The sequence below is a fragment of the Micromonospora sp. PTRAS2 genome, from assembly GCF_054052245.1.
Map to the genome: position 1 here is coordinate 223,975 of NZ_JBSWBU010000004.1, position 26,984 is coordinate 250,958.

Annotated in this window: 25 protein-coding genes and 1 pseudogene; 12 read left to right on the top strand and 14 right to left on the bottom strand. The window is 74.7% G+C overall.

The window, feature by feature from the left end:
- From ACVMYR_RS15965 to ACVMYR_RS15990, 6 genes are all read left to right on the top strand, one after another.
- Complete coding sequence (locus tag ACVMYR_RS15965) at nt 1–1,074, top strand: ABC transporter ATP-binding protein (protein WP_457122130.1); 1,074 nt, start codon at nt 1–3, stop codon at nt 1,072–1,074.
- A complete protein-coding gene (locus ACVMYR_RS15970) occupies nt 1,071–2,864 on the top strand; it encodes an ABC transporter permease (protein WP_457122131.1) in 1,794 nt (597 codons plus the stop codon). Before ACVMYR_RS15965 ends, ACVMYR_RS15970 begins: the two co-directional genes overlap by 4 nt.
- Nucleotides 2,852–3,805, top strand: coding sequence for a creatininase family protein (locus ACVMYR_RS15975; RefSeq protein ID WP_396787750.1), 954 nt, complete (start codon nt 2,852–2,854; stop codon nt 3,803–3,805). Before ACVMYR_RS15970 ends, ACVMYR_RS15975 begins: the two co-directional genes overlap by 13 nt.
- Nucleotides 3,802–4,764, top strand: a complete 963-nt coding sequence (locus ACVMYR_RS15980) for an amidohydrolase family protein (protein WP_077938861.1) — start codon at nt 3,802–3,804, stop codon at nt 4,762–4,764. The genes ACVMYR_RS15975 and ACVMYR_RS15980 overlap by 4 nt, the downstream gene beginning before the upstream one ends.
- 73 nt (nt 4,765–4,837) lie before the next feature.
- Entirely contained in the window at nt 4,838–6,295 is a 1,458-nt protein-coding gene (locus ACVMYR_RS15985) for a lyase family protein (RefSeq protein WP_457122132.1), read from the top strand.
- Nucleotides 6,296–6,329: 34 nt separating this feature from the next.
- Nucleotides 6,330–7,349: an ROK family protein gene (locus tag ACVMYR_RS15990; RefSeq protein WP_457122133.1), complete on the top strand. Its 1,020-nt coding sequence runs from the start codon at nt 6,330–6,332 to the stop codon at nt 7,347–7,349.
- On the opposite strand, the gene ACVMYR_RS15995 is transcribed toward ACVMYR_RS15990, so the two are convergent.
- Nucleotides 7,342–7,968, bottom strand: coding sequence for a lipoprotein (locus ACVMYR_RS15995; RefSeq protein ID WP_457122134.1), 627 nt, complete (start codon nt 7,966–7,968; stop codon nt 7,342–7,344). The two genes, ACVMYR_RS15990 and ACVMYR_RS15995, sit on opposite strands and share 8 nt — an antisense overlap.
- A 141-nt stretch (nt 7,969–8,109) precedes the next feature.
- Nucleotides 8,110–8,826, bottom strand: a complete 717-nt coding sequence (locus tag ACVMYR_RS16000) for a class I SAM-dependent methyltransferase (RefSeq protein WP_077938864.1) — start codon at nt 8,824–8,826, stop codon at nt 8,110–8,112.
- A 688-nt stretch (nt 8,827–9,514) separates the two neighbouring features.
- On the opposite strand from ACVMYR_RS16000, the gene ACVMYR_RS16005 reads away from it, so the two are divergent.
- The 3 genes from ACVMYR_RS16005 (at nt 9,515) to ACVMYR_RS16015 (ending at nt 10,333) form a co-directional block, all read left to right on the top strand.
- Nucleotides 9,515–9,706: a DUF397 domain-containing protein gene (locus ACVMYR_RS16005; protein WP_457122135.1), complete on the top strand. Its 192-nt coding sequence runs from the start codon at nt 9,515–9,517 to the stop codon at nt 9,704–9,706.
- A gap of 57 nt (nt 9,707–9,763) precedes the next feature.
- A complete protein-coding gene (locus tag ACVMYR_RS16010) occupies nt 9,764–10,006 on the top strand; it encodes a hypothetical protein (RefSeq protein WP_353901000.1) in 243 nt (80 codons plus the stop codon).
- A gap of 108 nt (nt 10,007–10,114) precedes the next feature.
- Nucleotides 10,115–10,333, top strand: a complete 219-nt coding sequence (locus ACVMYR_RS16015) for a hypothetical protein (RefSeq protein WP_077938872.1) — start codon at nt 10,115–10,117, stop codon at nt 10,331–10,333.
- A 76-nt stretch (nt 10,334–10,409) separates the two neighbouring features.
- Here ACVMYR_RS16015 and ACVMYR_RS16020 read toward each other — a convergent pair whose 3' ends face one another.
- From ACVMYR_RS16020 to ACVMYR_RS16055, 8 genes and pseudogenes are all read right to left on the bottom strand, one after another.
- On the bottom strand, nt 10,410–11,978 hold the full coding sequence (locus ACVMYR_RS16020) for an amidohydrolase family protein (protein WP_457122136.1): 1,569 nt from the start codon (nt 11,976–11,978) through the stop codon (nt 10,410–10,412).
- Nucleotides 11,979–12,484: 506 nt separating this feature from the next.
- Nucleotides 12,485–13,711 (bottom strand): beta-ketoacyl-ACP synthase II, encoded by a 1,227-nt coding sequence (gene fabF, locus ACVMYR_RS16025; protein ID WP_077938868.1) that lies wholly within the window; start codon nt 13,709–13,711, stop codon nt 12,485–12,487.
- Between the two features lies 1 nt (nt 13,712).
- Complete coding sequence (locus ACVMYR_RS16030) at nt 13,713–13,952, bottom strand: acyl carrier protein (RefSeq protein WP_007072348.1); 240 nt, start codon at nt 13,950–13,952, stop codon at nt 13,713–13,715.
- 85 nt (nt 13,953–14,037) lie between these two features.
- Nucleotides 14,038–14,982 carry a beta-ketoacyl-ACP synthase III gene (locus ACVMYR_RS16035; RefSeq protein WP_363631750.1) on the bottom strand — a complete coding sequence of 315 codons (945 nt, stop codon included), beginning with the start codon at nt 14,980–14,982 and terminating at the stop codon, nt 14,038–14,040.
- A complete protein-coding gene (locus ACVMYR_RS16040; RefSeq protein WP_077938870.1) occupies nt 14,979–16,145 on the bottom strand; it encodes an acyltransferase domain-containing protein in 1,167 nt (388 codons plus the stop codon). Before ACVMYR_RS16040 ends, ACVMYR_RS16035 begins: the two co-directional genes overlap by 4 nt.
- 101 nt (nt 16,146–16,246) lie before the next feature.
- Nucleotides 16,247–17,491 (bottom strand): annotated as a pseudogene (locus ACVMYR_RS16045) (PucR family transcriptional regulator); the annotation flags it as partial.
- A 56-nt stretch (nt 17,492–17,547) separates the two neighbouring features.
- On the bottom strand, nt 17,548–18,267 hold the full coding sequence (locus tag ACVMYR_RS16050) for a response regulator (RefSeq protein ID WP_457122297.1): 720 nt from the start codon (nt 18,265–18,267) through the stop codon (nt 17,548–17,550).
- 113 nt (nt 18,268–18,380) lie between these two features.
- Entirely contained in the window at nt 18,381–19,607 is a 1,227-nt protein-coding gene (locus tag ACVMYR_RS16055; RefSeq protein WP_457122137.1) for a sensor histidine kinase, read from the bottom strand.
- Between the two features lie 180 nt (nt 19,608–19,787).
- Here ACVMYR_RS16055 and ACVMYR_RS16060 point away from each other — a divergent pair, with 180 nt between their 5' ends.
- Together ACVMYR_RS16060 and ACVMYR_RS16065 are read left to right on the top strand one after the other, a co-directional pair.
- A complete protein-coding gene (locus ACVMYR_RS16060; protein ID WP_353901006.1) occupies nt 19,788–20,327 on the top strand; it encodes a hypothetical protein in 540 nt (179 codons plus the stop codon).
- A 105-nt stretch (nt 20,328–20,432) separates the two neighbouring features.
- Nucleotides 20,433–20,783 (top strand): hypothetical protein, encoded by a 351-nt coding sequence (locus ACVMYR_RS16065; RefSeq protein ID WP_431893644.1) that lies wholly within the window; start codon nt 20,433–20,435, stop codon nt 20,781–20,783.
- A gap of 122 nt (nt 20,784–20,905) precedes the next feature.
- On the opposite strand, the gene ACVMYR_RS16070 is transcribed toward ACVMYR_RS16065, so the two are convergent.
- Nucleotides 20,906–21,661 (bottom strand): hypothetical protein, encoded by a 756-nt coding sequence (locus ACVMYR_RS16070; RefSeq protein WP_457122138.1) that lies wholly within the window; start codon nt 21,659–21,661, stop codon nt 20,906–20,908.
- Nucleotides 21,662–21,888: 227 nt separating this feature from the next.
- On the opposite strand from ACVMYR_RS16070, the gene ACVMYR_RS16075 reads away from it, so the two are divergent.
- A complete protein-coding gene (locus ACVMYR_RS16075; RefSeq protein WP_457122139.1) occupies nt 21,889–22,524 on the top strand; it encodes a copper resistance CopC family protein in 636 nt (211 codons plus the stop codon).
- 67 nt (nt 22,525–22,591) lie between these two features.
- Here ACVMYR_RS16075 and gltX read toward each other — a convergent pair whose 3' ends face one another.
- The 3 genes from gltX to ACVMYR_RS16090 all read right to left on the bottom strand — a co-directional run bounded on the left by gltX (nt 22,592) and on the right by ACVMYR_RS16090 (nt 26,812).
- Nucleotides 22,592–24,001, bottom strand: coding sequence for a glutamate--tRNA ligase (gene gltX / locus ACVMYR_RS16080; protein ID WP_457122140.1), 1,410 nt, complete (start codon nt 23,999–24,001; stop codon nt 22,592–22,594).
- A gap of 104 nt (nt 24,002–24,105) precedes the next feature.
- Nucleotides 24,106–25,383 (bottom strand): MFS transporter, encoded by a 1,278-nt coding sequence (locus ACVMYR_RS16085; RefSeq protein WP_077938878.1) that lies wholly within the window; start codon nt 25,381–25,383, stop codon nt 24,106–24,108.
- Nucleotides 25,384–25,387: 4 nt separating this feature from the next.
- Nucleotides 25,388–26,812 carry a GH1 family beta-glucosidase gene (locus ACVMYR_RS16090; RefSeq protein WP_457122141.1) on the bottom strand — a complete coding sequence of 475 codons (1,425 nt, stop codon included), beginning with the start codon at nt 26,810–26,812 and terminating at the stop codon, nt 25,388–25,390.
- Nucleotides 26,813–26,984: the final 172 nt, after the last annotated feature.

Here is a 26,984-nt window from a genome sequence, read left to right on the forward strand (position 1 = left end):
ATGATCGATGTCACGCTGGAGTCGGTGAGCAAGCGCTTCGCGCGCGGCGGCGACACCGCCGCCGTGGCCGACGTCGACATCACCATCGCCGCCGGGGAGTTCTTCACCCTGCTCGGCCCGAGCGGCTGCGGCAAGACCACCACCCTGCGCATGGTGGCCGGGTTCTACTTCCCCACCTCCGGCCGGATCCGGTTCGGCACGGAGGACGTCACCCGGCGTCCGCCGAACAAGCGCGACACCGGCATGGTGTTCCAGAACTACGCGCTCTTCCCGCACCTGTCCGTCGCGCAGAACGTCGCGTACGGGCTGAAGATCCGCAAGGTCGGCCGCGCCGAGTCGAGGCGGCGCGTCGAGGAGGCCCTCGGCCAGGTGCACCTCGCCGGGTACGGCGACCGGCGCATCGACGAGCTCTCCGGCGGCCAGCAGCAGCGGGTGGCCCTGGCCCGCGCCCTGGTGATCCGGCCGAAGACCCTGCTGCTCGACGAGCCGCTGTCCAACCTCGACGCGAAGCTGCGCGAGGAGACCCGCACGGAGATCCGCCGCATCCAGCAGGAGGCCGGCACCACCGGCATCTACGTCACCCACGACCAGGCCGAGGCGATGGCCATGTCGGACCGGATCGCGGTCATGCAGGCGGGCCGGGTGCAGCAGATCGGCGCGCCGCAGGAGATCTACCACCGCCCGGCGACGAGCTTCGTCGCCCGGTTCATCGGGCGCAGCAACGTGCTCACCCTGCCCGTGCAGGGCGCCACGGAGCGGGCCGTGACGGTGGGGCTGCCCGGCGGCGGCGAGATCGACGTGCCGGCCCCGGCCGACCACGGGCTGCGCCAGGGCGAGACCGCCCAGGTGTCGGTGCGCCCCGAGCACATCGGCCTCACCTCCGCCACGGAGCCGGGCGCGCTGCCCGGCCGCGTCGCCGAGCTGGAGTTCACCGGGATGGCCACCAACCTGGTCGTCGACACCGCCGGGGAGCGCATGCAGGTGGCCGCCGTCGACGTGCCGGCCGGCATCGCCGTCGGCGACCAGGTCGGGCTGCGGCTCAACCGGGACCGGATGTGGGTGGTGCGTCCGTGACCACCATCCCCGCCACCCCGGGCCCGGCCACCGTCGCGCCGGTCACGAAGGAGCCGACGCCGCCGCCGGGCCCGCGCCGCCGGCTGGCCGACCGGTTCGCCGGGGGCACCGGCTCCCGCTGGTTCCCGTACGTGCTGGTCTTCCCGCTCGCGCTGGTCCTCTTCGGGTACGTCGTGCAGCCCATGTTCGCCACCTTCGCCGAGAGCGTCGGCGTGGACGGGGTGGAGAACTACGGCAGCTTCCTCACCGGCGACGGGGTGGCCCGGTCGTCGCTGGTCACCTCGCTGATCATCTCGGCGGCCAGCGTGCTGCTCTGCGGGATCGTCGGCGTGGCGATGGCGTTCCTGCTCAAGCGCTTCTCGTTCCCCGGCCGCAAGCTGATCGAGGCGATCATCCTGGTGCCGGCGGCCCTGCCGCCGCTGATCGGGGCGATCTCGTTCCAGCTCCTCTACAGCGAGACCGGCATCCTGCCGCGCGGCCTGCAGCAGCTCTTCGGCGCGGAGAACCCGGTGCTGCCGTTCAGCGGCATCGCCGGGGTGCTGGTGGTGCACACGTTCACCATGTACCCGTACTTCTACCTGTCCGCCTCCGCCGCCCTCGGCGGGATGGACCCGTCGGTGGAGGAGGCCGCCTACAACCTGGGCGCCGGGCGGGTGCGGGTGTGGCGCACGGTGCTGCTGCCGATGCTCACCCCGGCGCTGGTGTCGGCGTCGCTGCTGGTGTTCATGACGTCCCTGGCGTCGTACACCGCCCCGCTGCTGTTCGGGGTGGACCAGACGATGACCATGCAGATCTACATCAACCGCACCAACGGCGACCTGCCGATGGCGTCGACCTACGCTTCCGTGCTCGGCGTCGTCTCGGTGCTGTTCCTGCTCGGCATGCGCTGGTACGAGGGGCGGCGCAGCTACCGCTCCCAGTCCAAGGGCGTCGCCGCCCACCGGCGGGAGATCACCAACCCGCTCGGCCGGTGGCTCGCCCTGGCCGCGTCCCTGCTGGCCACGGCCGTGCTGCTCGCGCCGGTGGCGACGATCGCCCTGGTGGCGTTCTCCCGGGACGGCTCGTGGACCACCGAGGTGATCCCCGCGCAGTACACGATGCAGAACTTCGTCACGATCTTCGCGGAGCCGAGGGCGTTCCAGCCGATCCTCAACTCGCTCAAGATGAGCCTCATCGCCACCGTCGCCTGCGTCGTGGTCGGCGTGCTCATCGCGTACGCGGTGCGCCGGCTGGACTTCCGCGGCCGGGGCCTGCTGGACGTGGCGGTCATGCTGGCCTGGGCGCTGCCCGGCACGGTGGTGGCGATCAACCTCATCTCGGCGTTCAGCACCGGCAACGCGTTCAGCTTCGGGCAGGTGCTCATCGGCACCTTCTGGATCATGCCGCTGGCGTACTTCGTGCGGTTCCTGCCGCTGGTGTTCCGCTCCAGCTCGGCCGCCCTGGCGCAGCTCGACCCGTCGCTGGAGGAGGCCGCCCGCAACCTCGGGGCGTCCTGGTGGCGGGCGTTCGGCACGGTCACCCTGCGGCTGATGCTGCCGGGCGTGCTGGCCGGCGCGCTGCTCGCCTTCGTGCACGGGGTCGGCGAGTTCGTCGCCTCGGTGCTCATCTACACCTCGGAGACCGCGCCCATCTCCGTGGAGATCAACAACCGGATGTACTCGTTCGAGGTCGGCACCGCCGCCGCGTACGGCATGCTCCAGGTGGTCCTGATCTTCGTGGTGATGGTGGTCTCCGGCCGCCTGGAGGGCGGCCGACGCTCGACCCGGGAGGCGGCGCGATGGACGGCGTGACGACACCGGCCGGCGACCACGTGGCCGCCTGGCTCGCCCACGGCGGGCTGGTCCCGGTCGCCCGGGTCCCCGGCGGGGAGCTGGCGGCGGTCGCCGCCGCGGCCGACTTCGCGGTGCTGCCGGTCGGCGCGGTCGAGTGGCACGGCCCGCACCTGCCGCTGGGCACCGACCTGATCCTCGCCGAGGGCTTCGCCGCCGAGAGCGCGCAGGCCTCCGCAGACGGCGCGGCCTCGTCCGGCGGCGGGACCCCGGACGAGGCCGCGCCCCCGGCGGCGGGCCCGCGCGGGGTGCTCTTCCCCGCCGTCGCGTACGCCGCCTGCCCCGGCCAGACCCGGCCGTGGCCCGGCACCGTGGCGATCCGGCCGGAGATCGCCGTCGGCTACCTCGCCGACGTCATCGAGGGCATCGTGGCGGCCGGCTTCCCCCGGCTGCTGATCGTCAACGGGCACGACGCCAACATGTCCACCGTCCGGGCCGCCATGGAGTGGGTGTCCGGCCGGCGCACGGCGAGCCTGCTGCTGGTCAACTGGTTCCAGCTCGTCACCCCCGCCGAGACCACCGAGCTGTACGGGCCGCAGGTCTCCCGCGGCCACGGCGGCGCGTACGAGACGTCCGGGGTGCTCGGGTTCGACCCCGGCGCGGTCCGGCTCGGCGCGGTCGACGACCTCCCGCCGAAGCCGAAGCTGCCGGTGACCCACCCGTACGTGCTGGTGGAGTCCCGGCCCGACCCGTGGCAGGGCTGGTCCGGGCACGTGTCGCTGGCCGACGAGCCCGCCGGCCGGCGGGTGCGCGAGCTGGCCGGGACGCGGCTGCGGGAGGTCGTCGCCGCCTGGGTGGCCGCCGCCCCGCCCGCCCCACCCACCGCCGACCCGCTGCCGGACTCGCCGCCCGGCGTCGGCCCGCTGCCGGACTCGCCGCCCGCCGAGGGGGAGCCGTCGTGACCGTCGACCGGGGACTCGACATCGTCGACTTCCACCTGCACTTCCGCATCGCCGCCGACCCGACGATCCAGGCGTGCGAGCACGCCGCCGGGATGCACCCCGGCGGGGAGCACGAGCGGGCCGTCCGCGCCGCCGGCTCCGCCCCGTACGCGGCGAAGTGGCGGCGGGCGTGGGCCTTCGCCGACCCGGAGCCCCCGGCGCAGCGCTGGGAGGACGAGGCGGACCGGTGGGCCGAGGAGCTGCGCCGGGTCAACGTGCGGCGGGCCGTGTTCGTCACCGGCGGCGGCAACGACACCGTCGCCGACGTCGTCGACCGCCACCCCGACCTGCTGCTCGGCCTCGCCCACCACGACCCGTACTCTCCGGGGGCCGCCGCCGAGCTGGAACGCGCCGTCACCGAACGCGGCCTGCGCGGGCTGAAGCTGTTCGCCCCGCTGCTGCGCGGCCCCCTCGACCACGCCGACCTCGACCCGCTCTGGGCGACCGCCCAGCGCCTCGGCGTGCCCGTGCTGATCCACATCGGGCACTACGGCAGCGCGGGCGGGCTGAGCTTCGGCCGGCACGGCGGCCCCGACGAGCTGGCCCGGATGGCCCGGCGCTTCCCCGAGCTGGCCGTCGTGGTGCCGCACTTCGGCGTCCAGCACGTGCAGGACCTCCTCTTCGCCGCCTGGGGCTGCCCGAACATCCACGTCGACACGTCCGGCTCCAACCAGTGGGTGCGCTGGATGCCCTACAAGCTGACGCTGGAGGACCTGTTCCGGCGCTGCTACGAGACCATCGGCCCGCACCGCATCGTCTACGGCAGCGACTCGTCGTGGTTCCCGCGCGGCTACGTCACCCGCTACCTCGACGACCAGCTCCGCGTCTGCCACGAGCTGGGCCTGCCCGACGACCACCTGCGTGCGATCTTCGCCGGCAACGCCGAGCGCCTGCTCGGCCTGGACACCACGACCGGCTGACGTCCCGGGCGCGGCGAGCGGCGTCGCGCCTGCCCCACGTCCCGCCCGGCACCGGAAGGAAGCAGAGACCCTGATGAGCACACCCGCGCTGACCACCTACCAGCGGCACCACCTGCGGCCCACGTACGACCACCACGTCGGGCGGCTCTTCCCGGCGATGGTGCGGGCCAGCCAGGCGCACGTGGTGATGCTGACCGAGCAGGGGCTGATCCCCGCCGAGCGGGGCGCCCGGCTGCTGCGCGGGCTGGCGGAGCTGCGCGCCGACACCAGCGCTGCGCCGCCGTTCGACGGCACCTTCGAGGACACGTACTACCTGCTGGAGAAGCGGCTGGCCGCCGCGTGCGGCGTGCCGGCGTCCGAGCTGGACGTGCAGATGGCCCGCAGCCGCAACGACCTCGACGCCGGGGTGTTCCGGATGCTGCTGCGCGACCAGCTCGTCGGCGTCCTCGACCGGGTGCTGGCCACCGGGGCCACCGCCCTGGCCGCCGCCGACCGGTACGCCGACGTGGTGATCACCGGCTACACCCACCGCCGGCCCGCCCAGCCCACCACCATCGGCCACGCCCTCGCCGGGTACGCCGAGGCCCTCGCGGGCGAGGCCGCCGCCTACGCCGACCTGATCGACGCGCTCAACGTCTCGCCGCTGGGCTCCTGCGCGTTCGCCGGCACCGACCTGGACATCGACCCGGCCCGGGTGGCGGAGCTGCTCGGCTTCGCCGGCCTGGTCACCAACTCGTACGAGGCGGTCGCCGGCGCGGACCACCTGGTCCGGGTCGGCACGCTCAACGCGCAGGCCCTCGCCACCGGGGCGCGGCTGGCCCGCACCCTGATGGACTGGCTGAGCTGGCGCTGGGTGACCACCCCCGGCGACTTCACCCAGGGCAGCAGCATCATGCCGCAGAAGCGCAACCCGGTGGTGCTGGAGCACCTCGTCTCGTACGCCGGCGCGACCGCCGCCGACGCCGCGAGCGTGCTCAACAACGTCGGCGCGGCCTGGTGGGAGGACTCCAACAACGCCACCACCGACGTCCAGGTGCGGCTCTGGGAGAGCAACGACCGCACCGACCGGTTCTTCGCCCTGCTCGGCGGCTTCCTCGCCGAGATCGAGCCGCTGGAGCCGCCGTCGGCGGGGGAGATCGTCGCCTCCGGGGCCACCACCACCGCCGCCGCGGACGCGCTGACCCGGCACGGGGTGCCGTTCCGGGCCGCCCACTCGGTGGTCGGCCGGCTGGTCCGCGCCGGTGCCCCCGACACGTGGACCGCCGAGGGCGTCCGCGCGGCGGCGCAGGGCGTCACCGACCGGCTCGACGACGACGCGATCGCCGACCTGCTCGCCGCCGCCGTCCGCCCCGAGCTGGTGCTCGACCGGGCGCAGGTCGACGGCCCCGGCCGGTGCGCCGTCCGCAACCAGGTGGCCACGCTGCGGGTGGCATTCGACGCCGCCGGCGGCCGGCTCGCCGCCGTACGGGCCCGGCTCGCCGCCGCCGACACGGCGCTCGACGCCGTCGCCGCCGAACGGGCCGCCCGGTGAGCGCGCGCGCCACCACGACCGAGGGGACCGGCGCGTGAACCTGCGGCTGGACGGCCCCGCCACCCCGCCCGCCCCGCTGACCGGCGACGCGGAAGTGACCGGCGCTGCGCAGGTGACCGGCGACGACGGCGTGCTGCTCGGCATCGACTTCGGCGGCACCAAGATGGCCGTCGGGGTCGCCGACGCGGCGGGCCGGCTGCTGGCCCGCGAGCGGGTGCCCACGTACGCCGAACGGGGTGCCCCGCAGGCCCTGGACCGCGCCCTGGAGCTGGCCGCGAAGCTGGTGGGGCAGGCCGGCGGGCCGCTCGCGGCGGCGGGCGTCGCCTCGCCGGGGGTGGTCCGGCCCGACGGCATCGACCTGGCCCCGAACGTGCCCGGCTGGGACCGGCTGCGGCTGGCCGACGCGGTGCGCGACCGGCTCGGCGCGCCCGTCGTCGCCGTCGACAACGACCTGAACGCCGCCGCCCTGGCCGAGCTGCGCCTCGGCGCGCTCCGCGACGCCGACCCCGGCCTGGTCGTCGGCATCGGCACCGGCGTCGCGGCGGCGCTCACCGTGCGCGGTGCCGTGCTGCCCGGCCACCACGGGGCGGCCGGCGAGATCGGGTACGCCGTGGCCGGCGGCCCCTGGCCCGGCACCATGCTGGAGCTGGACTTCTCCGGCCGGGCGCTGGACCGGCTCGCCGCCGACCTCGGCGTGCCCGGGGCCGCCGCCGGGCTGGCCGCCGCCGCCGCCTCGCCTGGCCCGGCCCGGGACGCGCTGACCGCCCGCGTCGACGAGCTGGCCCGCCACCTGGTCACCTGCTGCCTGCTGGTCGACCCGCAGCGGGTGGTGCTGGTCGGCGGGGTGGCCGGCAGCGACCTGATCCGTGGCCTGCTCGTCGAGCGGCTCGCCGCCGTGCTGCCGTACCGGCCGGAGGTGGTGCTTTCCGGCTTCGCCGACGACGCCGCGCTGCTCGGCGCGGTCGTGCTGGCCAGGGAGGCGGTCCCGACCGCTCCGACGGTCCCGACCGCTCCGACGGCCCCGGCAGCCTCGACGGCCCCGGCGGTCAGTTGACCTGGAACGTCCGCGTCGCGAGCTGATAGGCCGGGAACATGTCCTCGAACTCGTCGGTGTCCATCCCGCCGAGGGTCAGCAGCACCGGCCCGCCGGCCGGGGTGTCCGCCACCAGCGCCCGCTGCCGGTTCGGGCCGCTGAACTCGCTGCGCTGCAGGAACGTCGCCTCGACCAGGTCCAGCGGGCCGCGCCGCACCCGCCGGTACTCGATCTCGCTGACCCGGCCGTAGTCGGCGAGGAACCCCTCCAGCGTGGCGCGGCCGTCTCCGGTGGACCCGTCGGCCGCCCACACCCGCAGGAAGCCCACGCTGCCGGCGGGCTTCGCGTCGACCTCGCAGCGCAGCCGGGCCCCGCCCAGCGTGATCGTGGCCTCCTCCGCCACCGCCTCGGGCGTCCACCCGGTCGGCAGCGAGAACGTGACCGGCAGCTCGCAGGGGCTGCCCGGAGCGCCGACGGTGAGGCCGGCCTCGGCGGGGGCCACCTCGTCGTACCAGGGTGGGCCCGTCACCACCGGGGACGGGCCGTAGCTTGTCGCCGCCCGCGTCCCCTCGTCGGCGCAGCCCGCCGCCGGCACCGTGCAGAGGACGGCCAGCAGGGCCGCCCCGATCCGTCGCAACACCGCTCGCACATCCCCCGTGGTCGTCCACACCGCCCGGTCCACCCCGGACGGGCCGATGGATGGTAACGGTGGGTGGCCAGGTTGGTCGGTGGCGGGGCGGTCCGCGTGACGGTCAGTCGTCGGCGGGGCCCGGCGGAGCGGTCAGTCGGCGGCCGGGCGGTGGGCGCGCAGCATCAGCGACACCCCCGGCAGCGCCCGCACCGGCAGGTGCCGCTCGGCGGTGACGACGGCGCGCAGCCCGAGGTTGACCAGCGGGTTCAGCTCGTCCAGGTCGCTGCCGGTGGACTTGCGCCGCCGCCAGGCCGCGACCGGCCGCAGCAGCACGTTCCAGCTCCACAGCTCGTCGACCACCAGCCCGGCCTTCTCCACCACGGCCCGCAGCGACGCCCGGTCGTAACGACGGACGTGACCGACCGCAACGTCGTGCGCCGACCACAGCGCCATGTCGGCCGGCACGGCGATCAGCGCCACGCCCCCGGGGCGCAGCGTGCGGCGGATCTCGGCGGCGGCCAGGTGGTCCTCGTCGAAGTGCTCCAGGATGTCGAACGCGGTGACCAGGCCCAGGCTCGCCGACGGCAGCGGCAGGTGCCGGGCGTCGGCCCGGATCACGTCGAGGCCGCGTTCCCGGGCGACCCCGGCGCCCTCCGCGCTGTATTCCAGCGCCACGGGCTGCCAGCCGTGCGCCCGCAGGACCCGGGTGTTGCCGCCCCCGGCCGCGCCGACGTCGAGCGCCCGCCCGGGGACGTGGCCGGCGGCGGCCAGCCGGCGTAGCGCCCGGGCCAGCAGGACCCGCCGCTCCCGGTACCACCAGTGGGTGTCCTCCAGCGCGGCGAGCTTGCGGATCTCGGTCGCTTCCACGGCATGCTCCTAGCGCGATCTCGGCGAACCTCACCCTAGACGAGCACTCCCGAACCCAGCAGCCAACGCCCCGCCCTCCCGCCCTCGCCCCCGCCCCGCGCTGTCCCGCGCCCCCGCCCCCCGCCCCCGCCCCCAGCGCCGATCTTGCACTTTGGGCCCCACAGATGGGTGTTTCGCCCCTTTTGCCGGGGCCGCAAGTGCAAGATCGCGGCGACCGAGGAGGCTGTCAGTCGGCCTGCGTCTCCTCGCGGGGTCACGTCCAGTCCGGCCATGATCGTCTGTCGTGCATGGAGACGACACGCCGCCGTTCGTCTCGATATTCAGCAGACGATCATCGTTGGTTTTGACACGCCGCCTGCCTTGTTGCTGCGCGTGGGTCGATCTGCGACCTCCAGCCTGCGCCGACCCGCCTCAACTGGATCGGTCGGGGCGACGCGAGCCGCGCGTTCGCTTCCGGGGCGCTTCCCGGGTGCGCACGAGATCTTGAACGATTGACGTTCATCGCCTGGAGGAGCCGTTTCGCTCCAAGATCTCCCAATCTCGCCCGCGATCTTGCAGTTGCGGTCCCCCGGAGAGGGGCATCGTCCATCGGGTGGGCCGTGGCTGTGGGTGCGTGGGAAGCTGTCCGTGCGGTCGCCCTGCCGCGCGACCAGTCGAGAGACCTGATCCTGAAGCAGGTGAACGAGCTGTGAGCACCTCCCACCCCCGCTGGCGCACCGCCACCCGCAGCAACACCAACGGCGGCAACTGCGTCGAGGTCGCCGACAACCTGCCGGGCGTCGTGCTGGTGCGCGACTCCAAGGCCCGCGACGCCGGCACCCTCACCTTCGCCCCGTCGGCCTGGCGCGCCTTCGTCGCCGACCTCCGCACCCCCGCCTAGGGCCTGTCCTGCCCGATCATGGAACGGTGCGGTAGGCGTCTTGGCCAGAGTCTCGCCGTGGTTGTGGTCAACGTGGTGGAGAAGTTCGGCGTGGACGATTTCCTCGAACGCTCATGGGATCTGCCAGCAGAAGTCATCGAGCCGTTGCGCGCGCAGGTCGAGGTGACGCCCGACGGGTGGGTCGTGGACATGTGGCCCATGACAGCGCAGCTCGCCGCCGTCGTGCAGCCCTGGGTTGACGAGTCCATCGATGTCGAGTCGGGTTCCTGGTTCGTCGGCTCTGCGCAGGTCGCTGCGTGAGGCGAGTCATCGGAGCCGGATGATGGCGCTTCAGCAGCACCGTCTGCCCAACGCCTGCGCCGCCGAAATCGGATGCGCGGCGCAGGCGGGGATGGGAGGGTGCCGGGCGTGGCAGAGGCGCAGGGATTCGCGTACGCCGAACGGGCGGACGGCACGGTGGTGATCACGCACCATGGGCGGGTCGCGGGGACGCTGCGGGGCGGCCGGGCGGCGCAGTTCCTCGCCGAGGTCGACGACGACCCGCAACTGGTGATGGCCAGGTGGACGGGCAACTACCGCCGGGGCAACGAACGTCAGGCGCGCCGGCACCCCCGCAACCGCACCTAGCCCTCCCGACCGCGCCCCGAATGTGAAGCCGGTGCCGCCGTGCACCCGGTCGCGGTCGGGTGCACGGCGGCGGTGCTCAGAACCGGGGCGGGGTGGGGCTGGCCGGGGTGAGGACGCCGCCGGCCCGCGTACGGACGGCGTGCGCCGCAGCCGCCGCGTTGCGCACGATCGTGCCGGCGTCGTGGCTGACCATCTCCCGGTTTCGCTTGACGATCCGGCCGTCGATCAACACGGTGTCGATGTTGGCCGGGGTCGCCGACCGCACCACGGTCGACTCCAGGTCGCCGATCGGGGCGATGTTCAGGTCGTCCGCCCGGATCAGGACGATGTCGGCCCGCTTGCCGGGGGTGATCGACCCGGTCACCGCCTGCAGGCCGAGCGCCTTCGCGCCGTTGATCGTGGCCATCTCGATCGCCTGCCGGAACACCACCGGCGGCAGTGCGGCGGTGTCCGAGCCCACCCACGGGATGCCCAGGTTCCAGGCCACGTTCATCGACTCGAACATGTTGATCGGGGCGAGCGAGCTGGCGTCGAACGACAGCGAGACGGTGACCCCGGCGGCCAGCATCCGCAGCAACTGCCCGTGGAACCCGCCGGCCGTGCCGAGGCGCAGTTCGGAGTGGACGGAGAAGCTGACCGGCGCGTTCGTCCGCACCATCGCCTGCCGGTCCGCCTCGTCGAACGGCAGCGCGTGGCAGAGCAGGAAGTCGGGGCCGAGGAAGCCCATCTTCTCCAGGTCGGCGGCGTGCACCGCCGTGGTCGGTCCCTGCCCGGAGTGCACCGAGATCGGCAGCTTCCGCTTGCTGACCTCCGCCATCTCCGTCAGGAACGTCGGCAGCTGGCCGGGCCCGCGCAGGTTCACCCCGAGGTGCACCAGGCCGTCGAACGGCGACTTCTTGCCGAACCACGTGGCCGCGACCCGGTCGATGTCCGCGAAGTCGATCGGCTGGGTGGCCGGCTGGCCGTCCCGGTGGCCGTACGAGTAGCGCGCCCGCACGAGGCCGTCGGCGTGGGCGTGCAGCTCCGCGTCGGCGTACTCCGGCCCGCGTACGTTGTGCGACCAGTTGTTGACGGTGGTGATGCCCGCACTCGCGCACTCGACGAGGCCGAGCAGCACGCTGTGGTAGAAATCGTCCGGCTGATACGCGGCGACGGTGGCCGACTTCGCCGCGAAGTACTCGAATCCGGTGGAGACGAAATTGCGGCCGAGAGCGCTCCACATGTGATAGTGGGTCTCCACGAAACCGGGCATCGCAATCATTTTCGACGCGTCGATGACCCGCGCGCCGCGCGCCTTCAGGTTCGGGCCGACCTGGACGATGCGCCCGTCGCGCACCTCGATGTCGGCCTTGGCCTGGTTGCCGATGGCGGGGTCGACGGAGACCAGCGCCGCGCCCTTGATCAGGTAGTGTCCCCGTTCCGGGCGTCGGCCGGGCTTCCCGCTGGGGGCGTGTGGGCCGGGGGAGGAGGCGGCGGCCGGAGCGCCGAACGCGAGCGGGGCGATGGCGGCGGCACCGGCGGCGGCGAGCAGCGCGCGGCGGCCGACCGAATGCGCGGGAACGGGCCGTCCGCAGTCGTCGACAATCGTCGTTGTATGGTCGTCGCCGCTTTCCGGCGTCGACAGTGGATTTGCTGTGGGGGGCATGCCGGAAAGCTAGGGAGCACCGATTTCCCGCACATTGCCGACTGGCTAGCATCGCGTGAACCCGCTGGTCGCGACCGCATGCCGGGAAGACCGCCGCCGACCGGCACGCAGCGGCGCGACGCTGCTGCCGACCGTCACGCCGCGGGTCGGCCTGGGCGCCGCCGGTGCGGGCGCCGGTGTGGTGCGAGCGTGGGCGCCGGTGTGGTGCGGGCCTGGGTGTCGCCGGTGCGGACGTGGGCGTGGGTGTGGTGCGAGCGTGGTGCGGGTGTGGGCGCGGGTGCCCAGCCGGATCCGGGAGGTCACCGTGGCGGCCATGATCGACTTCATGTCGGCGACATGGTGGCATCCGAGCCACCGTGACACCGCCATGTCACCGACATGAAGTCGATCTTGCCGCCTCGAAACGCTGCGGCCGCCGCCAGGCCCGCCACGTCAAGACGGGTGCGGGCGTTAAGAAGGGCCCCCTGCTATGCGGAAAGCGTTAACAGGGGGCCCTTCCTTGCACCTCAGGGGCGGGTGAAGACCAGGGCCACGTTGTGGCCGCCGAAGCCGAACGCGTTGTTCAGCGCGGCGGGGATCTCCAGGTGCCGTGCCTTGTGCGCGGCCACGTCCATGTCCAGCCCGGCGTCCGGCTCGTCCAGGTTGATCGTCGGCGGCACGACGCCGTCGCGGATCGACAGGATGGTGGCGATGGACTCCAGCGCGCCGGCCGCGCCGAGCAGGTGACCGGTCATCGACTTGGTGGCGGTGAGCACCGGGTGGTCGCCGAGCGCGGCGCGCAGCGCGCCGATCTCCAGCATGTCGCCGACCGGCGTCGAGGTGGCGTGCGCGTTGACGTGCACGATGTCCTCGCGGGCGATGTCGGCGTCCGCGATGGCCTTCTTGATCGCGCGGATCGCGCCCTCGCCCTCCGCGTGCGGCTGCACGATGTCGTACGCGTCGGAGGTGATCCCCGCGCCGGCCAGCCGCGCGTACACCCGGGCGCCCCGGGCGGCGGCGTGCTCGGCGCGTTCCAGGACCAGCACGCCCGCGCCCTCGCCGAGGACGAAGCCGTCGCGGCCGGTGTCCCACGGGCGGGAGGCCCGCTCGGGCTCGTCGTTGCGGGTGGACATGGCCCGCATCGAGGCGAACCCGGCGATCGGCAGCGCGTGGATGACCGCCTCGGTGCCGCCGGCCACCACCACGTCGGCCCGGCCGGAGCGGATGATGTCCAGCCCGAGGGCGATGGCCTCCGCGCCGGTGGCGCAGGCGCTCGCCACCGTGTGCACGCCGGCCTTCGCGCCCAGCTCCAGCCCCACCCAGGCGGCGGGGCCGTTCGGCATCAGCATCGGGATGGTGTGCGGGGACACCCGGCGGGGGCCGGACGCCTCCAGGATGTCGTCCTGGGCGAGCAGGGTGGTGGCCCCGCCGATGCCGGAGCCGACGCTGACGGCCAGCCGTTCCCCATCCAGCCCGGAGCCGGCGAGGCCCGCGTCCGCCCACGCCTGCCGGGCGGCGATGATCGCGATGGCCTCGGAGCGGTCGAGCCGGCGCATCTTCACCCTGTCCAGCACCTCGGACGGGTCGACGGCGAGCTGCGCGGCGATGCGCACCGGGAGCTGCGCCGCCCACTCCTGGGTGAGCGGACCCACCCCGGAGCGGCCGGCGAGCATGGCGTCCCAGGTCGACGCGACGTCCCCGCCCAACGGGGTGGTCGCGCCGAGCCCTGTGACGACGACGTCGGAACGACTCATGTCAGGACTGCGCCTCGATGTAGCTGACGGCGTCGCCCACGGTCTTCAGGTTCTGCACCTCGTTGTCGGGGATCTTGACGCCGAACTTCTCCTCGGCGGCGACCACGACCTCCACCATCGAGAGGGAGTCGACGTCGAGGTCGTCGGTGAAGGACTTGCCCTCGGCCACGTCGTCCGGGTTCACCCCGGCAACCTCTTCGAGGATCTCGGCGAGGCCGGCGGTGATCTCGTCACGGGTCATGGTTGGTGCGTTCCTCTCCTGGGTGTGGAATCGCCGGCGGCGCGTGCCGCGCGGCGTGCGAACGGCCCCCGATGGGGGCCGGACGTCAGGGGCAGCGGACGACCTGACCGGCGTAGGTCAGGCCGCCGCCGAAGCCGAAGAGCAGCACCGGGGCGCCCGAGGGCACCTCCCGCCGCTCGATGAGCTTGGACAGGGCCAGCGGCACGCTCGCCGCCGAGGTGTTGCCGGACTCGATGATGTCCTTCGCGATGATCGCGTCGGGGATGCCGAGCCGCTTGGCGATGCCGTCGATGATCCGCCCGTTGGCCTGGTGCGGCACGAACGCGGCCAGCTCGGACGGGGCGACCCCGGCCCGCTCGCAGGCCTGCAGGGCCAGCGGGGCCAGCGCCGTGGTGGCCCAGCGGAAGACCGTCTGGCCCTCCTGCTTCACGTACGGCCGCCAGCCCTCGATGCGTACGGCGTCGCTCTTGTCCGGCACCGAGCCCCAGACGACCGGGCCGACCCCGGCCGGCTCGCCCTCGGCGGTGGCGGTGACCACCGCGGCGCCGGCGCCGTCGCCGAAGATGATGCAGGTGGAGCGGTCGGTCCAGTCGGTGAAGTCGGAGAGCTTCTCCGCGCCGATGACGATCGCGTTGCGCGACGCCCCGGCCCGGATGGCGTGGTCGACGGTGCCCAGCGCGTACGCGAAGCCCGAGCACGCGGTGTTGATGTCGTACGCGCCGGGCGCGGTGATGCCGAGCTTGGCGGCGACCCGGCAGGCGACGTTCGGGCTGCGGTCGATGGAGGTGCAGGTGGCGACGACGACGAGGTCGATGTCGGCGGCGGTGAGGCCGGAGTTGGCCAGCGCCTTGCCGGCGGCGGCCGCTGCCATGTCGGACACCGTCTCGTCGCCGGCGATGCGGCGGCTGGCGATGCCGACGCGGTCCCTGATCCACTCGTCGTTGGTCTCGACGAACTGCGCGATGTCGTCGTTGGTGACGATCCGGGAGGGCTGGTAGTGCCCCAGGGCGAGAATCCGGCTACCTGTCATGAGTGACCCCCGATCCGGGCGAGCGGTTGACCCGGGGCGACCGGGGCGTCGTGGTGGGCGAGCCACTCGGTGAGCGGGCCGCCGTCGTGCGCGGTCACCTCGACCGGGCCCCGCCCGGTGACGACGTGGCCGATGACCTGGCCGATCTTCAGCGCCTGGCCCTCGGTCAGCCCCTGGGCGGGCTGGAAGACGCCCGGCGCGGGGGCCGTCACGACCCGGAACCGGGCGGTCGGCGCGGGGCGGGCGGCCGAGCCGTGCCGGGCGATCAGGTCGCGGGCGGCGGGCAGGTCGTCCGGCGTCTTCAGGGTGACGATCTCGGGCAGCGCGTCGGCGAGCTCCCGCTTGATCAGGCCGGCGAGGGTGCCGGCCGGCGGCAGCTCGACCACCCCGGTCACGCCGAGGTCGGCCAGGGTGCGCATGCACAGGTCCCACCGCACCGGCGAGGTGACCTGGCGGACCAGCCGCTGCACCAGCTCCGGGCCGTGGTCGACGGCCGTGCCGTCGAGGTTGGACAGCAGGATCCGGGCCGGGCGGGCCGGGGTGATCCCGGCGGCCACGCCGGCCAGGGCGGCCTCGGCGGGGGCCATGTACGGGGTGTGGAACGCGCCGGCCACCTTCAGCCGGACGACCCGCGCCTTCGTGGGCGGCTCGGCGACGAGCGCGTCCAGGCCGGTGATCGACCCGGCGGCCACGATCTGGCCGGCGCCGTTGCGGTTGGCCGCGTGCAGCCCGTGCCTGTCGAGGGCGGCGAGCACCTCGTCGGTGTCGCCGCCGAGCACGGCGGCCATGCCGGTCGGCTCGATCGCGCAGGCGGCGGCCATCTCCCGGCCGCGCACCCCGGCGAGGGTGATCGCGGTCTCGGCCGGCAGGACCCCGGCCAGCGCCGCCGCGCCCAACTCGCCGACGCTGTGCCCGGCCGTGAGGGTGACGTCGTGCATCGGCAGGTGCTCGGCGGCGAGCAGGGCCGCGGCGACCAGCAGCGGCTGGGTCCGGGCGGTGTCCTGGATCTCCTCCGCGCCGGCCGTGGTGCCCAGGTGGACCAGGTCGACGCCGGCCAGCGCCGACCACCAGCGCAGCCGTGCCTCGGCGCCGGTCAGGTCGAGCCATGGTGTCAGGAAGCCGGGTTTCTGGGAACCCTGCCCCGGTGAGAGTACGGCGAGCACGCCTATGACTCTTCCGGATACTCGCCGGTCACGTTGTTACCGGCCGCAACCAAACCGCACTAGAACCTTTGGAGGAACCCTACAGAAATAGGTGACCGTGATCATCTCTTTGCGGAGATTTGCCGGTTTGGTGGCGTTATGGGCGGAGGTGCCACGACGGGCACCACCGGGTCGAGCCGTCCCACGGTCAGCGCCACCTGCAACGCGAACGCGTCCCGGGGGGTCAGCGGCGACAGCCCCGTCACGTCGGCGATCCGCCGCAGCCGGTAGCGCACCGTGTTGGGGTGCACGAACAGCGCCCGCGCCGCGCTCTCCAGCGTGCCGCCGGCCGCGAAGAAGGCGTCCAGGGTCTCCAGCAGCTCGCCGCCCGCCCGGACCAGCGTCGCGTACACGTCGTGGCGCAGCCGGCGGCGGGCCTCGGCGTCCCCGGCGAGGGCCCGCTCGGGCAACAGGTCACCGGCCGGCACCGGGCGCGGCGCGGTCGGCCAGGCGGGAGCCGCCCGGTAGCCGGCGAGCGCGGCGCGGGCCGAGTCCGTCGCCTCGTCGAGGCTCGGCACCGCCGGCCCGACCACCACCGGCCCCTCCCCGAACGCGGGCAGCAGCTTCCCCGTCGCCGCCATCGGGTCGGCCGCGCCGCCGAGCACGATCACCAGCCGGTCGCCGTGCACCCCGCCGATCACCTCGACGCCGACGCGCCGGGCCAGCCGGTGGACGGTGTGCAGCACGGCGGCCACCTCGCCGCCCGGGGACCGGCCCACCGCCACCGCCACCGGCGGCGCGTCCGACCAGCCCAGCGCCGCGCCCCGGCTGGCCAGCACGTCCGGGGAGTCACCGCGCAGCAGCGCGTCGACCAGCAGGGCCTGCAACCGGGCGTCCCAGGAGCCGCGCGACTCGGCGGCCCGCGCGTAGACCCGGGCGGCGGCGAAGGCGATCTCGCGGGAGAAGCGCAGCACCGCCTCCCGCAACTGCTGCTCCTCGCCCTCGGCGGCGAGGGTGCCCACCTGCTCCTCGACCACGTCGATCGTCACCTTGATCAACGCCACGGTCTGCTGGAGGCTGATCGAGCGGGCCAGGGCCAGCGGGGCGGTGGCGAAGACCTCGTCGGAGACCTCCTGGGTGCTGTCCGCCGTGCCGCCGCCGTCGCGCAGCCACTGCACCAGCGACCGCGCGCCGGCCTGGGCCACCAGCATCACCCAGGACCGCTGGTCGGCCGGCAGCGCCCGGAACCAGGGCAGCGTCTCGTCCATCCGGGCCACGCTGGCGGTGGCCAGGGCCCCCGCCGCCCGCTCGATGCGGCGCAGCGTGGCCGACAGCTCGATCCCGCCCGGCTCGCTCACCCCACCAGCCTTGCAGAGAAGGAGGGGCCCCTTGTTAACGCCCCCGGTAGAGAGGGGCACCCCGCTCACCCCGCGCCGCCCGGCGGCGGCACCGGCGGGTGGCGCGGCGGGACGGGCGGTGGGACATGCGGCGGCGGGGGTGGCGCGGGCAGGGACAGCTCCTGGGCCACGATCGCGGCCTGCACGCGGCTGCGCAGGTCGAGCTTCGCCAGCACCCGGCTGACGTGGGTCTTCGCGGTGCTCTCCGCCATCGCCAGCCGGTCGGCGAGCTGCTGGTTGGACAGGCCCAGCCCGAGGCAGGCCAGCACGTCGCGTTCCCGCGCCGTGAGCGTGGCGACCGCGGCCCGCGTGGCGGCGGGCGCCCCCGGCGCGGTGGCGGCGAACGCGCTGATCAGCCGCCGGGTCACCGCCGGTGCGATGATCCCCTCGCCCCGGGCCACCGTGCGCACGGCGGCGACCAGGGCGTCGGCGTCGGTGTCCTTGAGCAGGAAGCCGGCGGCCCCGGCGCGCAGCGCGCCGAAGACGTACTCGTCGAGGTCGAAGGTGGTCAGCACGAGCACGTCGGCGAGCCGTCCCGCGACGATCTCCCGGGTGGCGGAGATGCCGTCGAGCCGGGGCATCCGGACGTCCAGCACGGCGACGTCCGGGCGCAGTTCGGCGCAGAGCCGCACCGCCGCCTCGCCGTCGGCGGCCTCGCCGACCACCTCGACGCCGGGCGCGGCGGCCAGGATCAGCGCCAGTCCGGCCCGCACCGCCGGCTGGTCGTCGGCGAGCACCACCCGCACCGGCCCCGCCGCGTCGCCCCGCCCGTCAGCACGCCCGTCGCCCCGCCCGTCGGCACCCACCGGCCCCGCCGGGTCCGTCCCGTCCGCGGCCCGCCCGGGGGTGGCCCGGCCGGTCACGCCGGCTCCCCGGTGGGCAGCCGCGCCCGGACCCGCCACCGCCCGTCCGCCGGGCCCGCCGTGAAGCCGCCGCCCAGCAGCACCGCGCGCTCGCGCATCCCGACCAGCCCGGCGCCCGCGCCGGGCGCCGCCGCGCCGCCCGCCCGCAGCGGGTTCGCCACGGCCACCACCACCTCCGTCGGCCCGTACGTCACGACCAGCTCCGCCTCGCCCGCGCCGTGCTTGAGCGCGTTGGTCAGCGACTCCTGCACGATCCGGTACGCCGCCAGGTCCACCCCCACCGGCAGCGGACGCGCCCCGCCGGTCACCTCGGTCCGCACGGCCAGCCCGGCGGCGCGCATCCGGCCCACGAGGCGGTCCAGCTCGGCGAGGCGTACCCGGGTCGCCTCCTCGGCCGGATCCACGGCGTCGTCCGGCGCGGGCCCGACGCCCGACGTGGGCTCCCGCAGCAGCCCGATGAGCTGCCGCATCTCCGCCAGGCCCTGCACGCTGTTCTCCCGGATGACCCGCAGCGACGAGGCCACCTGCTCCCGGTTCAGCCCGGGGACGGAGAGCGCGGCGGTGGCGTGGATGGCCACCGCGCCGAGATGGTTGGCGACCACGTCGTGCAGCTCCCGGGCCATCCGGGACCGCTCGGCGCGGACCGCCTCGCGCCGGTCCAGCTCGGCCAGCCGGGCGGTCTGCTCGGCCCGGGCCCGTTCCTCCGCGGCCCGTGCCCGCTCGGCCGCCGCCTGGTCCCGGTACTGCCGCACGCTGATCCCGGTCAGCACCGGCACGACGCCGACCAGCACCACCGGCACGCCCAGCGCGACCCCGCGCCAGTGACCGAACGCCACCACCCCGCCGACGGCGGCGAGCAGGCTCAGCGCCACGCTGCCCCGCAGCAGCCAGCGCCACAGCCGGGGCGGGCCGTACACGCAGGAGTCGTAGAGCACCTGGGTGTAGATCAGCGCGGTGCCGAGGGTGGTGCCGAGCGCGACGTCGACGCCGAGCGCCGCCGTGCCGAGGGCCAGCCCCGTGCGGGTGGCCACCCGCCGCAGGGCCACCGCCGCCGACACGGCCACCAGCGACGGCAGGAAGGCCGCCGTGGGCACGCCGGGCCGCGGGGTGATCGCCAGGTGCGTGCCGAGGCCGAGCAGCGCCAGCCCGCCCGCGAGGGCCACGCCGGCCAGCGCCGCGTCCCGCCCCGCGGTGCCGGACCGGAGCCAGGGCGGCAGTCGCATCCTCCGATCCCACCACACCCGCCGCCGCGCCGGCTCCGACCAGGGCACGAGGCCGCGTCCCCCGAAGGAGGTACGCCCCGACGCGGTCCATCGTTCGGCGTACCCGGATCTCGTCGCCCGGGTCGAGGGCGGGGCGCACGGCGGGCGGCACGCTGGACCCACGGACAGGGGGAGGTCGTCGTGCTGGTCGCGGTCATCGTCGGGTGCGAGATCGGGTTCTGGGTGCTGCTCGTGGCGGGACTCGTCGCCCGCTACCCGCTGCGTCGCCCCCGCCTCGGCGCGGCGCTGCTGGTCTGCGTACCCCTGGTCGACCTGGTGCTGCTCGCGGCGGCCGCGCTGGACCTGCGGCGCGGGGCCACCGCGGACACCACCCACGGCCTGGCCGCCGCCTATCTCGGGTTCTCGGTGGCCTTCGGGCACTCGCTGATCCGCTGGGCCGACCAGCGCTTCGCCCACCGCTTCGCCGGCGGCCCGCCGCCGGTCCGGCCGCCGCGCTACGGCTGGGCCCGCGCCCGTCACGAGTGGCGGGAGTGGGCCAAGGGCCTGCTCGGCTGGGCCGTGGCCTGCGCGTTGCTCGTGGCGGCGATCGCCTTCGTCGGTGACGCCGAACGCACCCGGGCCCTGTGGGACTTCGCCCGCACCCTCACCGTCGCCCTGGTGATCTGGCTGGTCGCGTTCCCGGTCTGGGAGACGATCTTCCCGCGCCGCCCCCGCCGCTGAGGTGGGGTACGCGCCGCACGGCGCGTCCGCCCGCCCCAGTACGGTGACAGGGCACGCGGGCCAGGGGCCGGCCGGCGGGCGAGGAAGAGCGTGAGGAGACCGCCGATGGCGCACGGGGAGGCCGAGCCGGGCTGCGCCCAGGGGGAGTCCTGCCGGCCGGGCCACCACGAGCCGGCGGCGAAGCATCCCCGCCGGCTCACCGGGACGACCCATCCTGCCGAGCCGACCTGCGGCCGGGCCGTGGAACCGACCTGCGGCCGGGGTGCCGCGCCGGCCGACGAGGACGCCCCGGTGCCCCGCCAGCGCGCCGCCGAGCCGCCCGCCGACGACGAGTCCGGCCGGGCCGCTGCCTGCCGCAGCGACCTGCCCGGCTGGGCCGGCGCGCACCGGCACGGCCCGGTCCGTCCCCGGCACCGGGCCGTGCGCCGGGAGCGCCCGCCGCGCCGCTGGTGCTGAGGCCGTTGGTGCTGAGGCCGCGCCGCTGGTGCTGAGCTCCGCGCCGCCGGTGCGGGGAGAGCACGCGCCGCCGGTGCCGAGAGCACGTCGGCCCCGCGCCGAGTGGCACGGGGCCGGGCCCGTCAGCGGGTACGGCGGCGGATCAGCAGCGCGATCCCGGCCAGCCCGAGGGTGATCACCAGCATCACCCCGACGTTGAGCAGCAGCAGCCGCTGCAACTCGTCGAGCGCTTCGTCGATGTCGCCGGCCGGGTTCAGCGAATCGTCGGGCAGCACCCGCTCGCCGCCCCCGACGCCGCCGCTGACCGTGTCGACCTGCCGCTCCAGCGGCACCCCGACCGTCCGCAGCGTCTCGGACATGCTGAGCCGGCCGAGGAACCAGCCGGCCTTCTCCTTGCGGGCCGGGTCCGGCTGCTTCGCCGGCCGGTAGACCCGGGGGCCGCCCTTGGCCAGCGGGTAGAGGTCGTACGTCTGGGTGGGGATCTCCCCGACCAACACCACCACCGTGTACTTCGGACCCAGGTCGGCGGGCTTCGGCCCGCTGGCCGCCCCGGTGGGGCCCAGCCAGCTCACCTGGTCGACGACCGCGACCACCTCGACGGGGTGGGCGGTGGCCCGTAGCCGCAGCGGCTCGGCCAGCCCCTCGCCGGTGATGTCCACCCCGGCCGGGAGGGTCTTCTTCGGCACCTTGCGGGCCAGCGCCGCGCTGGCGGCGGCGGCCGCGTCGGCCAGCGCCGCGCCCGTCGTCGCCGGACCCGTCGTCGCCGGACCCGTGGCCGTGCCGGCCGCCCGGGCCGGCCCCGCCACTGCCGTCGCCAGCGCCGTCGCCAGCAGCGCTCCCGCTGCCGCCCGGCTCAGCCGCCTCACCTGTCGGACCATCGCCGCCTCCTCGCCCCGTTCGATTTGGATGGCTTCGCTGCAGGTCACGCGTTGGTCGGTCGATGGCGGTGACCATGCCCACAGGGCGGGGCGCCCACCTGAAAGACTGCGCAGAACGTCGATCGGTTGCAGCTGTTGGATCGGGAATTGGAACTATCTGCGATCTCAGCTCGACTAATCAATCGGCCGTAGATCAGCGGGCGGATAGTACCTTTACGGAGGTGTACATGGGGGGCAGGTTCCCACGAGTGGCGCGTACCTGGTTGGCCGTGCTCGGCGTGGCGCTCGGTGTGTCGCTCGTGCTCCCGGCCGCGCCGGCCGCCGCGCACAACTCACTGAGCGGCAGCAACCCGGCCAACGGCGCGCGGATCGCCACCGCGCCGGAGCTGATCGAGCTCCGGTTCCTGGCGAAACCGAACCCGGGTACGACGAAGATCACAGTCACCGGGCCGGACAACGTGGCCGCCCTCGACGGGGAGCCGACGTTCTCCGGAACGCGGGTGCGGATCCCGTTCGCGCCCGGCAGGGCCGGCCTCTACATCGTCGGCTACCAGCTCGGATCCGCCGACGGCCACCCGATCAAGGGCGAGGTGCGGTTCACCCTCACCACCGGCACCCCGGCCGAGTCCCCGTCGCCGTCGGCCGCCGCGCCGGAGTCCGTCCCACCGTCGGACGCCCCGTCCGCCGCCGCGCCGTCGTCGGCCGCCGCGACCCCGGAGGGCGCCGGCAGCGCCGTGCCGGCCGCCAGCGAGTCGACCGACGGGGGCCCGCCCGGCTGGCTCTGGGCGCTGGGCGGTGGCGTGCTGCTGGTCGCCGCCGCTGCCGTCGGGTTCGCCGTGCGCCGCCGTCGCGCCGGCACCTGACCGACCCCGGGCAGGACGCGTAGGGGCCCGCCGGTCCACCGGCGGGCCCCTACGGTCGCGTACCCGATCAGGGCAGGCGCAGGCGGGCGGCGCGCAACCGGGCGAGGGTGCGCTCGCGACCCAGCACCTCCAGCGACTCGAACAGCGGCAGCCCGACGGTGCGGCCGGTGACCGCCACCCGGACGGGCGCCTGGGCCTTGCCGAGCTTGAGGCCGCGCTCCGCGCCGACCGCCTCCAGCGTCGCCTTCAGCGACTCGGCGTCCCACGACGCGAGCCCCTCGTACGCGGCGACCGTCGCGTCGAGCAGCTCGGCCGCGCCCTCCTTCATCGCCTTCGCCCACGCGGCCTCCTCGATGCTCGGCGAGGCCAGGAAGAGGAAGTCGACGTTGGGCACGATCTCGCTGAGCACCGCGATGCGGGTCTGGGCCAGCGGGGCGACGGCGGCGAACGCGGCCTCGTCGAACTCCTCCGGCTGCCACGGCGGCGGGGCGATCGTGTCGGTGCCGGTCAGCCACGGCCGGCACGCGGCCACGAACTCGTCGACCGGCAGCGCCCGGATGTAGTCGCCGTTGAACGCGCGCAGCTTCTTCTCGTCGAAGAACGCGGGGGAGGGGTTGACCTCCTCCAGCCGGAACTCGTCCTCGATCACCGACCAGGGCACGATCTCCCGGTCGCCGGACGGGGCCCAGCCCAGCAGCATCAGGTAGTTGCGCATCGCGTCGGCGAGGTAGCCCTCGTCCCGGTACGCCTCCAAGGCGACCTTGTCGCGCCGCTTGGACAGCTTCTGCCGCTTCTCGTTGACCACCACGGGCACGTGCGCCCAGACCGGCGGCTTGACGCCCAGCGCGTCCCACAGCAGCTGCTGCTTCGGCGTGTTGGGCAGGTGCTCCTCGGCCCGGATCACGTGGGTGATCCCCATGGTCATGTCGTCGACCACGTTGGCCAGCAGGAACACCGGGGAGCCGTCGCCCCGGGCGATGACGAAGTCCTCGATCAGCCTGTTCTCGAACGTCGGCTCGCCCCGGATCAGGTCGACCACCACGGTCTCGCCCGTGTCCGGGGTGCGGAACCGCAGCGCGCGCCCCTCGCCGGCCGGCAGGCCCCGGTCGCGGCAGAAGCCGTCGTAGCCGGCGTACTGCGAGCCGGTGCGCGCCTGCACGGCCTCGCGGGTGCAGTCGCAGTAGTACGCCCGGCCGCCCTCGTGCAGCCGCTGCGCGGCGGCCCGGTGCTCGGCGGCGTACGACGACTGGAAGTAGGGGCCCTCGTAGCTGTCCCGGGCGATGCCGATCCAGTCCAGCGCCGACAGGATGCCCTCGGTCCACTCGGGCCTGTTGCGGGCCGCGTCGGTGTCCTCGACGCGGAGGACGAACACCCCGCCCTGCTGCCTGGCGAAGATCCAGTTCTGCAGGGCCGAGCGGGCGCCGCCGACGTGGAACATTCCGGTCGGGGAGGGGGCGAAGCGTACACGTACCGTCACGTCCCCAGCCTACGGCCGCCGGGAAGAGGTTTAAGGAGGGGCCCCTTGTTAACGCATTCTGTATAGGAAGGGCCCCCTGCAATCACCCGTCACGCCATCACCCGTCACGCCACGCCACGGATCTTGACGACGAGCGCGCTGCCGAGCAGGGTGACCGCTGCGGTGGCCGCGTACAGGGTGGGGTAGCCGCCCAGGTGCACCACGATCGGGGCGGACAGCGCCGGACCGAGCACCTGCGGCGCGCTGTTCGCGATGTTGATCACCCCGAGGTCCTTGGCCCGGTTCGTGGCCGCCGGCAGCACCTCGGTGATCAGCGCCGCGTCCACCGACAGGTAGACGCCGTAGCCCGCGCCGAGCAGCACCGCCGCGACCATCGCCATCGGCCAGACCGGCGCGACGGCCAGCAGCAGTGCGGCCACGGCCATCACCAGCCCGGAGGTGATCACGAAGACCTTGCGCCGGCCCGAGCGGTCGGAGAGCCGGCCGGAGACCACGGCGGTGAGGATCATCCCGAGCGTGTAGAGCAGGATCAGCACCAGCAGCCCGCCCTCGGGGTCGGGGTAGCGCACCCCGTCGGCGAGGAAGTACAGCAGGTACAGCGTGCCCAGCGCGTTGCCGAGCTGCACCAGGAACCGGGTGAGCCAGGCCCAGGCGAAGTCCGGGTGCCGGCGCGGGCTGATCCACATCGAGGCGAGCAGCGCGCCCACCCGCAGCGGCGGGCGGTGCGCCCGGGGCAGCGGGTCGTCGGCGGTGAGCAGCGCGAACGGCAGCGACAGCAGCAGCACGGCCAGCGCGATCGTGGCGTACCCGGCGGCGTTGCCGGTCACCACCGCCGTCACCAGCACCGCGCCGAGCACCAGGCCCAGCGACTGCGGGATGCCCACCCAGCCGGAGACGCCGCCGCGCTGCAGCACCGGCACCCGGTCGGGGATGCCGGCGGTGAGGCTGGCCAGCATCGCGTTGAAGCAGACCTGGGCGGCCACCCAGCCGACCGCGACCCCGGCGATGGTGTCCTGCCGGGCCAGCAGCACCAGGGCGAGCGCGCCGAGCACCGCGCCGCCGGCCGTCCAGACGTGCCGGCGGCCCAGCTCCCGGCCGCCCACCCGCAGGCAGGTGCGGTCCGACAGCGCCCCGGCGAGCGGGTTGGCCAGCACCGCGGCGAGCGCGCCGAGGCCGGTGACCACGGCGAACATGGCCTCCTTGTCGCCCGGGGCGATCCGCTCGATCTGCTGGGGCAGCAGCACCTGGATCGGGGTGAAGAAGGCCATCCACACCCCGAGGTTCGCCGCGAAGATCAGCGCGATCCAGCTCCGCCGCACCGGGACGGTCGGCTCGGCGAGCGCGGCGGGCAGCGATGCCGGTGTCGGGTCGACGGTGGTCACGGCACTACTCCGCGTCGGATGTGACGCGGCGGGCGGCGGGCGCGGCGGCGGTCTCGCCGGGCGCGGCGGCGGTCTCGCCGGGCGCGGCGGCGGCCGTGCCGGGCCGCGTCACGGCGTCGCGCAGCCAGGCGTACGACGACTTGGGCGTGCGCGCCCCGGTGCCGAAGTCGACGTGCACGAGGCCGAAGCGCTTGGTGAAGCCCTCCGCCCACTCCCAGTTGTCCAGCAGCGACCAGACGAAGTAACCCGTGACGTCCACGCCGTCGTCGATCGCCGCCCGCAGGGCGCGCAGGTGGGCGTCGAGGTAGGCGATCCGGTCCGGGTCGTGGACCCGGCCGTCGGCATCGGGTACGTCGTCGTAGGCGCAGCCGTTCTCGGTGACCTGGATCGGGGGCAGCCGGTCGCCGTAGCGGTCGCGCAGGCCGGTGAGCAGCTCGCGCAGCCCGTCGGGGGCCACCGGCCAGCCGAAGGCCGTGCGCGGGTACCCGGCGAGTTCCACCAGCTCGAACGGCAGCGGCGAGCCGGGCTCGGGCGCGCGTACCCCCGAGGGGTTGTAGTAGTTGACGCCGAGCACGTCGAGCGGCGCGGCGATGACGGCCAGGTCGTCGCCGCGCACGAGCCTTGGGTCGAGGTCGAGCAGGTCGGGGTAGCCGAGGCCGAGCAGCGGGTCGGTGAACAGCCGGTTGTGCAGCGCGTCGTACGCCGCGGCGGCGGCCCGGTCGGCGTCGGTGTCGCCGGCCGGGCGCACGGGCGAGTAGTTGTTGGCGATGGCGACCGGGCTGCCGGTGCGGGCGCGCAGCGCGGCGACGGCCAGCCCGTGCCCGAGGAGCTGGTGGTGGGCCGCCGGGAACGCGTCGAACAGCAGCGTCTGACCGGGGGCGTGCTCGCCGGTGCCGTAGCCGAGGCTCATGTGGATGAACGGCTCGTTGAGGGTGATCCACAGCTTCACCCGGTCGCCGAGCCGGGCGGCGACGAGGTCGGCGTACTCGGCGAACCGGGCGGCCGTGTCCCGGTGCAGCCAGCCGCCGGCGTCCTGGAGGGGCTGCGGCAGGTCCCAGTGGTAGAGCGTGGCGACCGGGTCGATCCCGGCGGCGGCCAGGTCGTCGACGAGCCGGTCGTAGAAGTCGAGGCCGGCGGCGTTGGCGGGCCCGGTGCCGCCGGGCTGGACCCGGGGCCAGGCCACCGAGAACCGGTACGCCGACACCCCGAGCCCGGCCATCAGCGCGACGTCCTCGGCGTGCCGGTGCCAGTGGTCGCAGGCGACGTCGCCGGTGCTGCCGTCGGCGATCAGCCCGGGGGTGTGCGCGAACGTGTCCCAGATGGAGGGCCCCCGGCCGGCGGCGGTCGCCCCGCCCTCGATCTGGTACGCGGAGGTGGAGACTCCCCAGCGGAATCCGGCCGGGAACTCGGGCAGCGGCTCGGTGGTCATGCGCTCTCCAGGCGGCAGGGGCCGGCGCGTCCGCGGGCGCGGGACGCGCGACGTCCCACGATGCCGGCCGGGCAGCCGGCGAACGTGAAACGTGTTCGGACTCTAGGCCGCGGCGGGAGTTTGCGCCATAGGCCGGCGGCGATCGGGGCGCAAGGGTTTTCGGCGTGTCTTT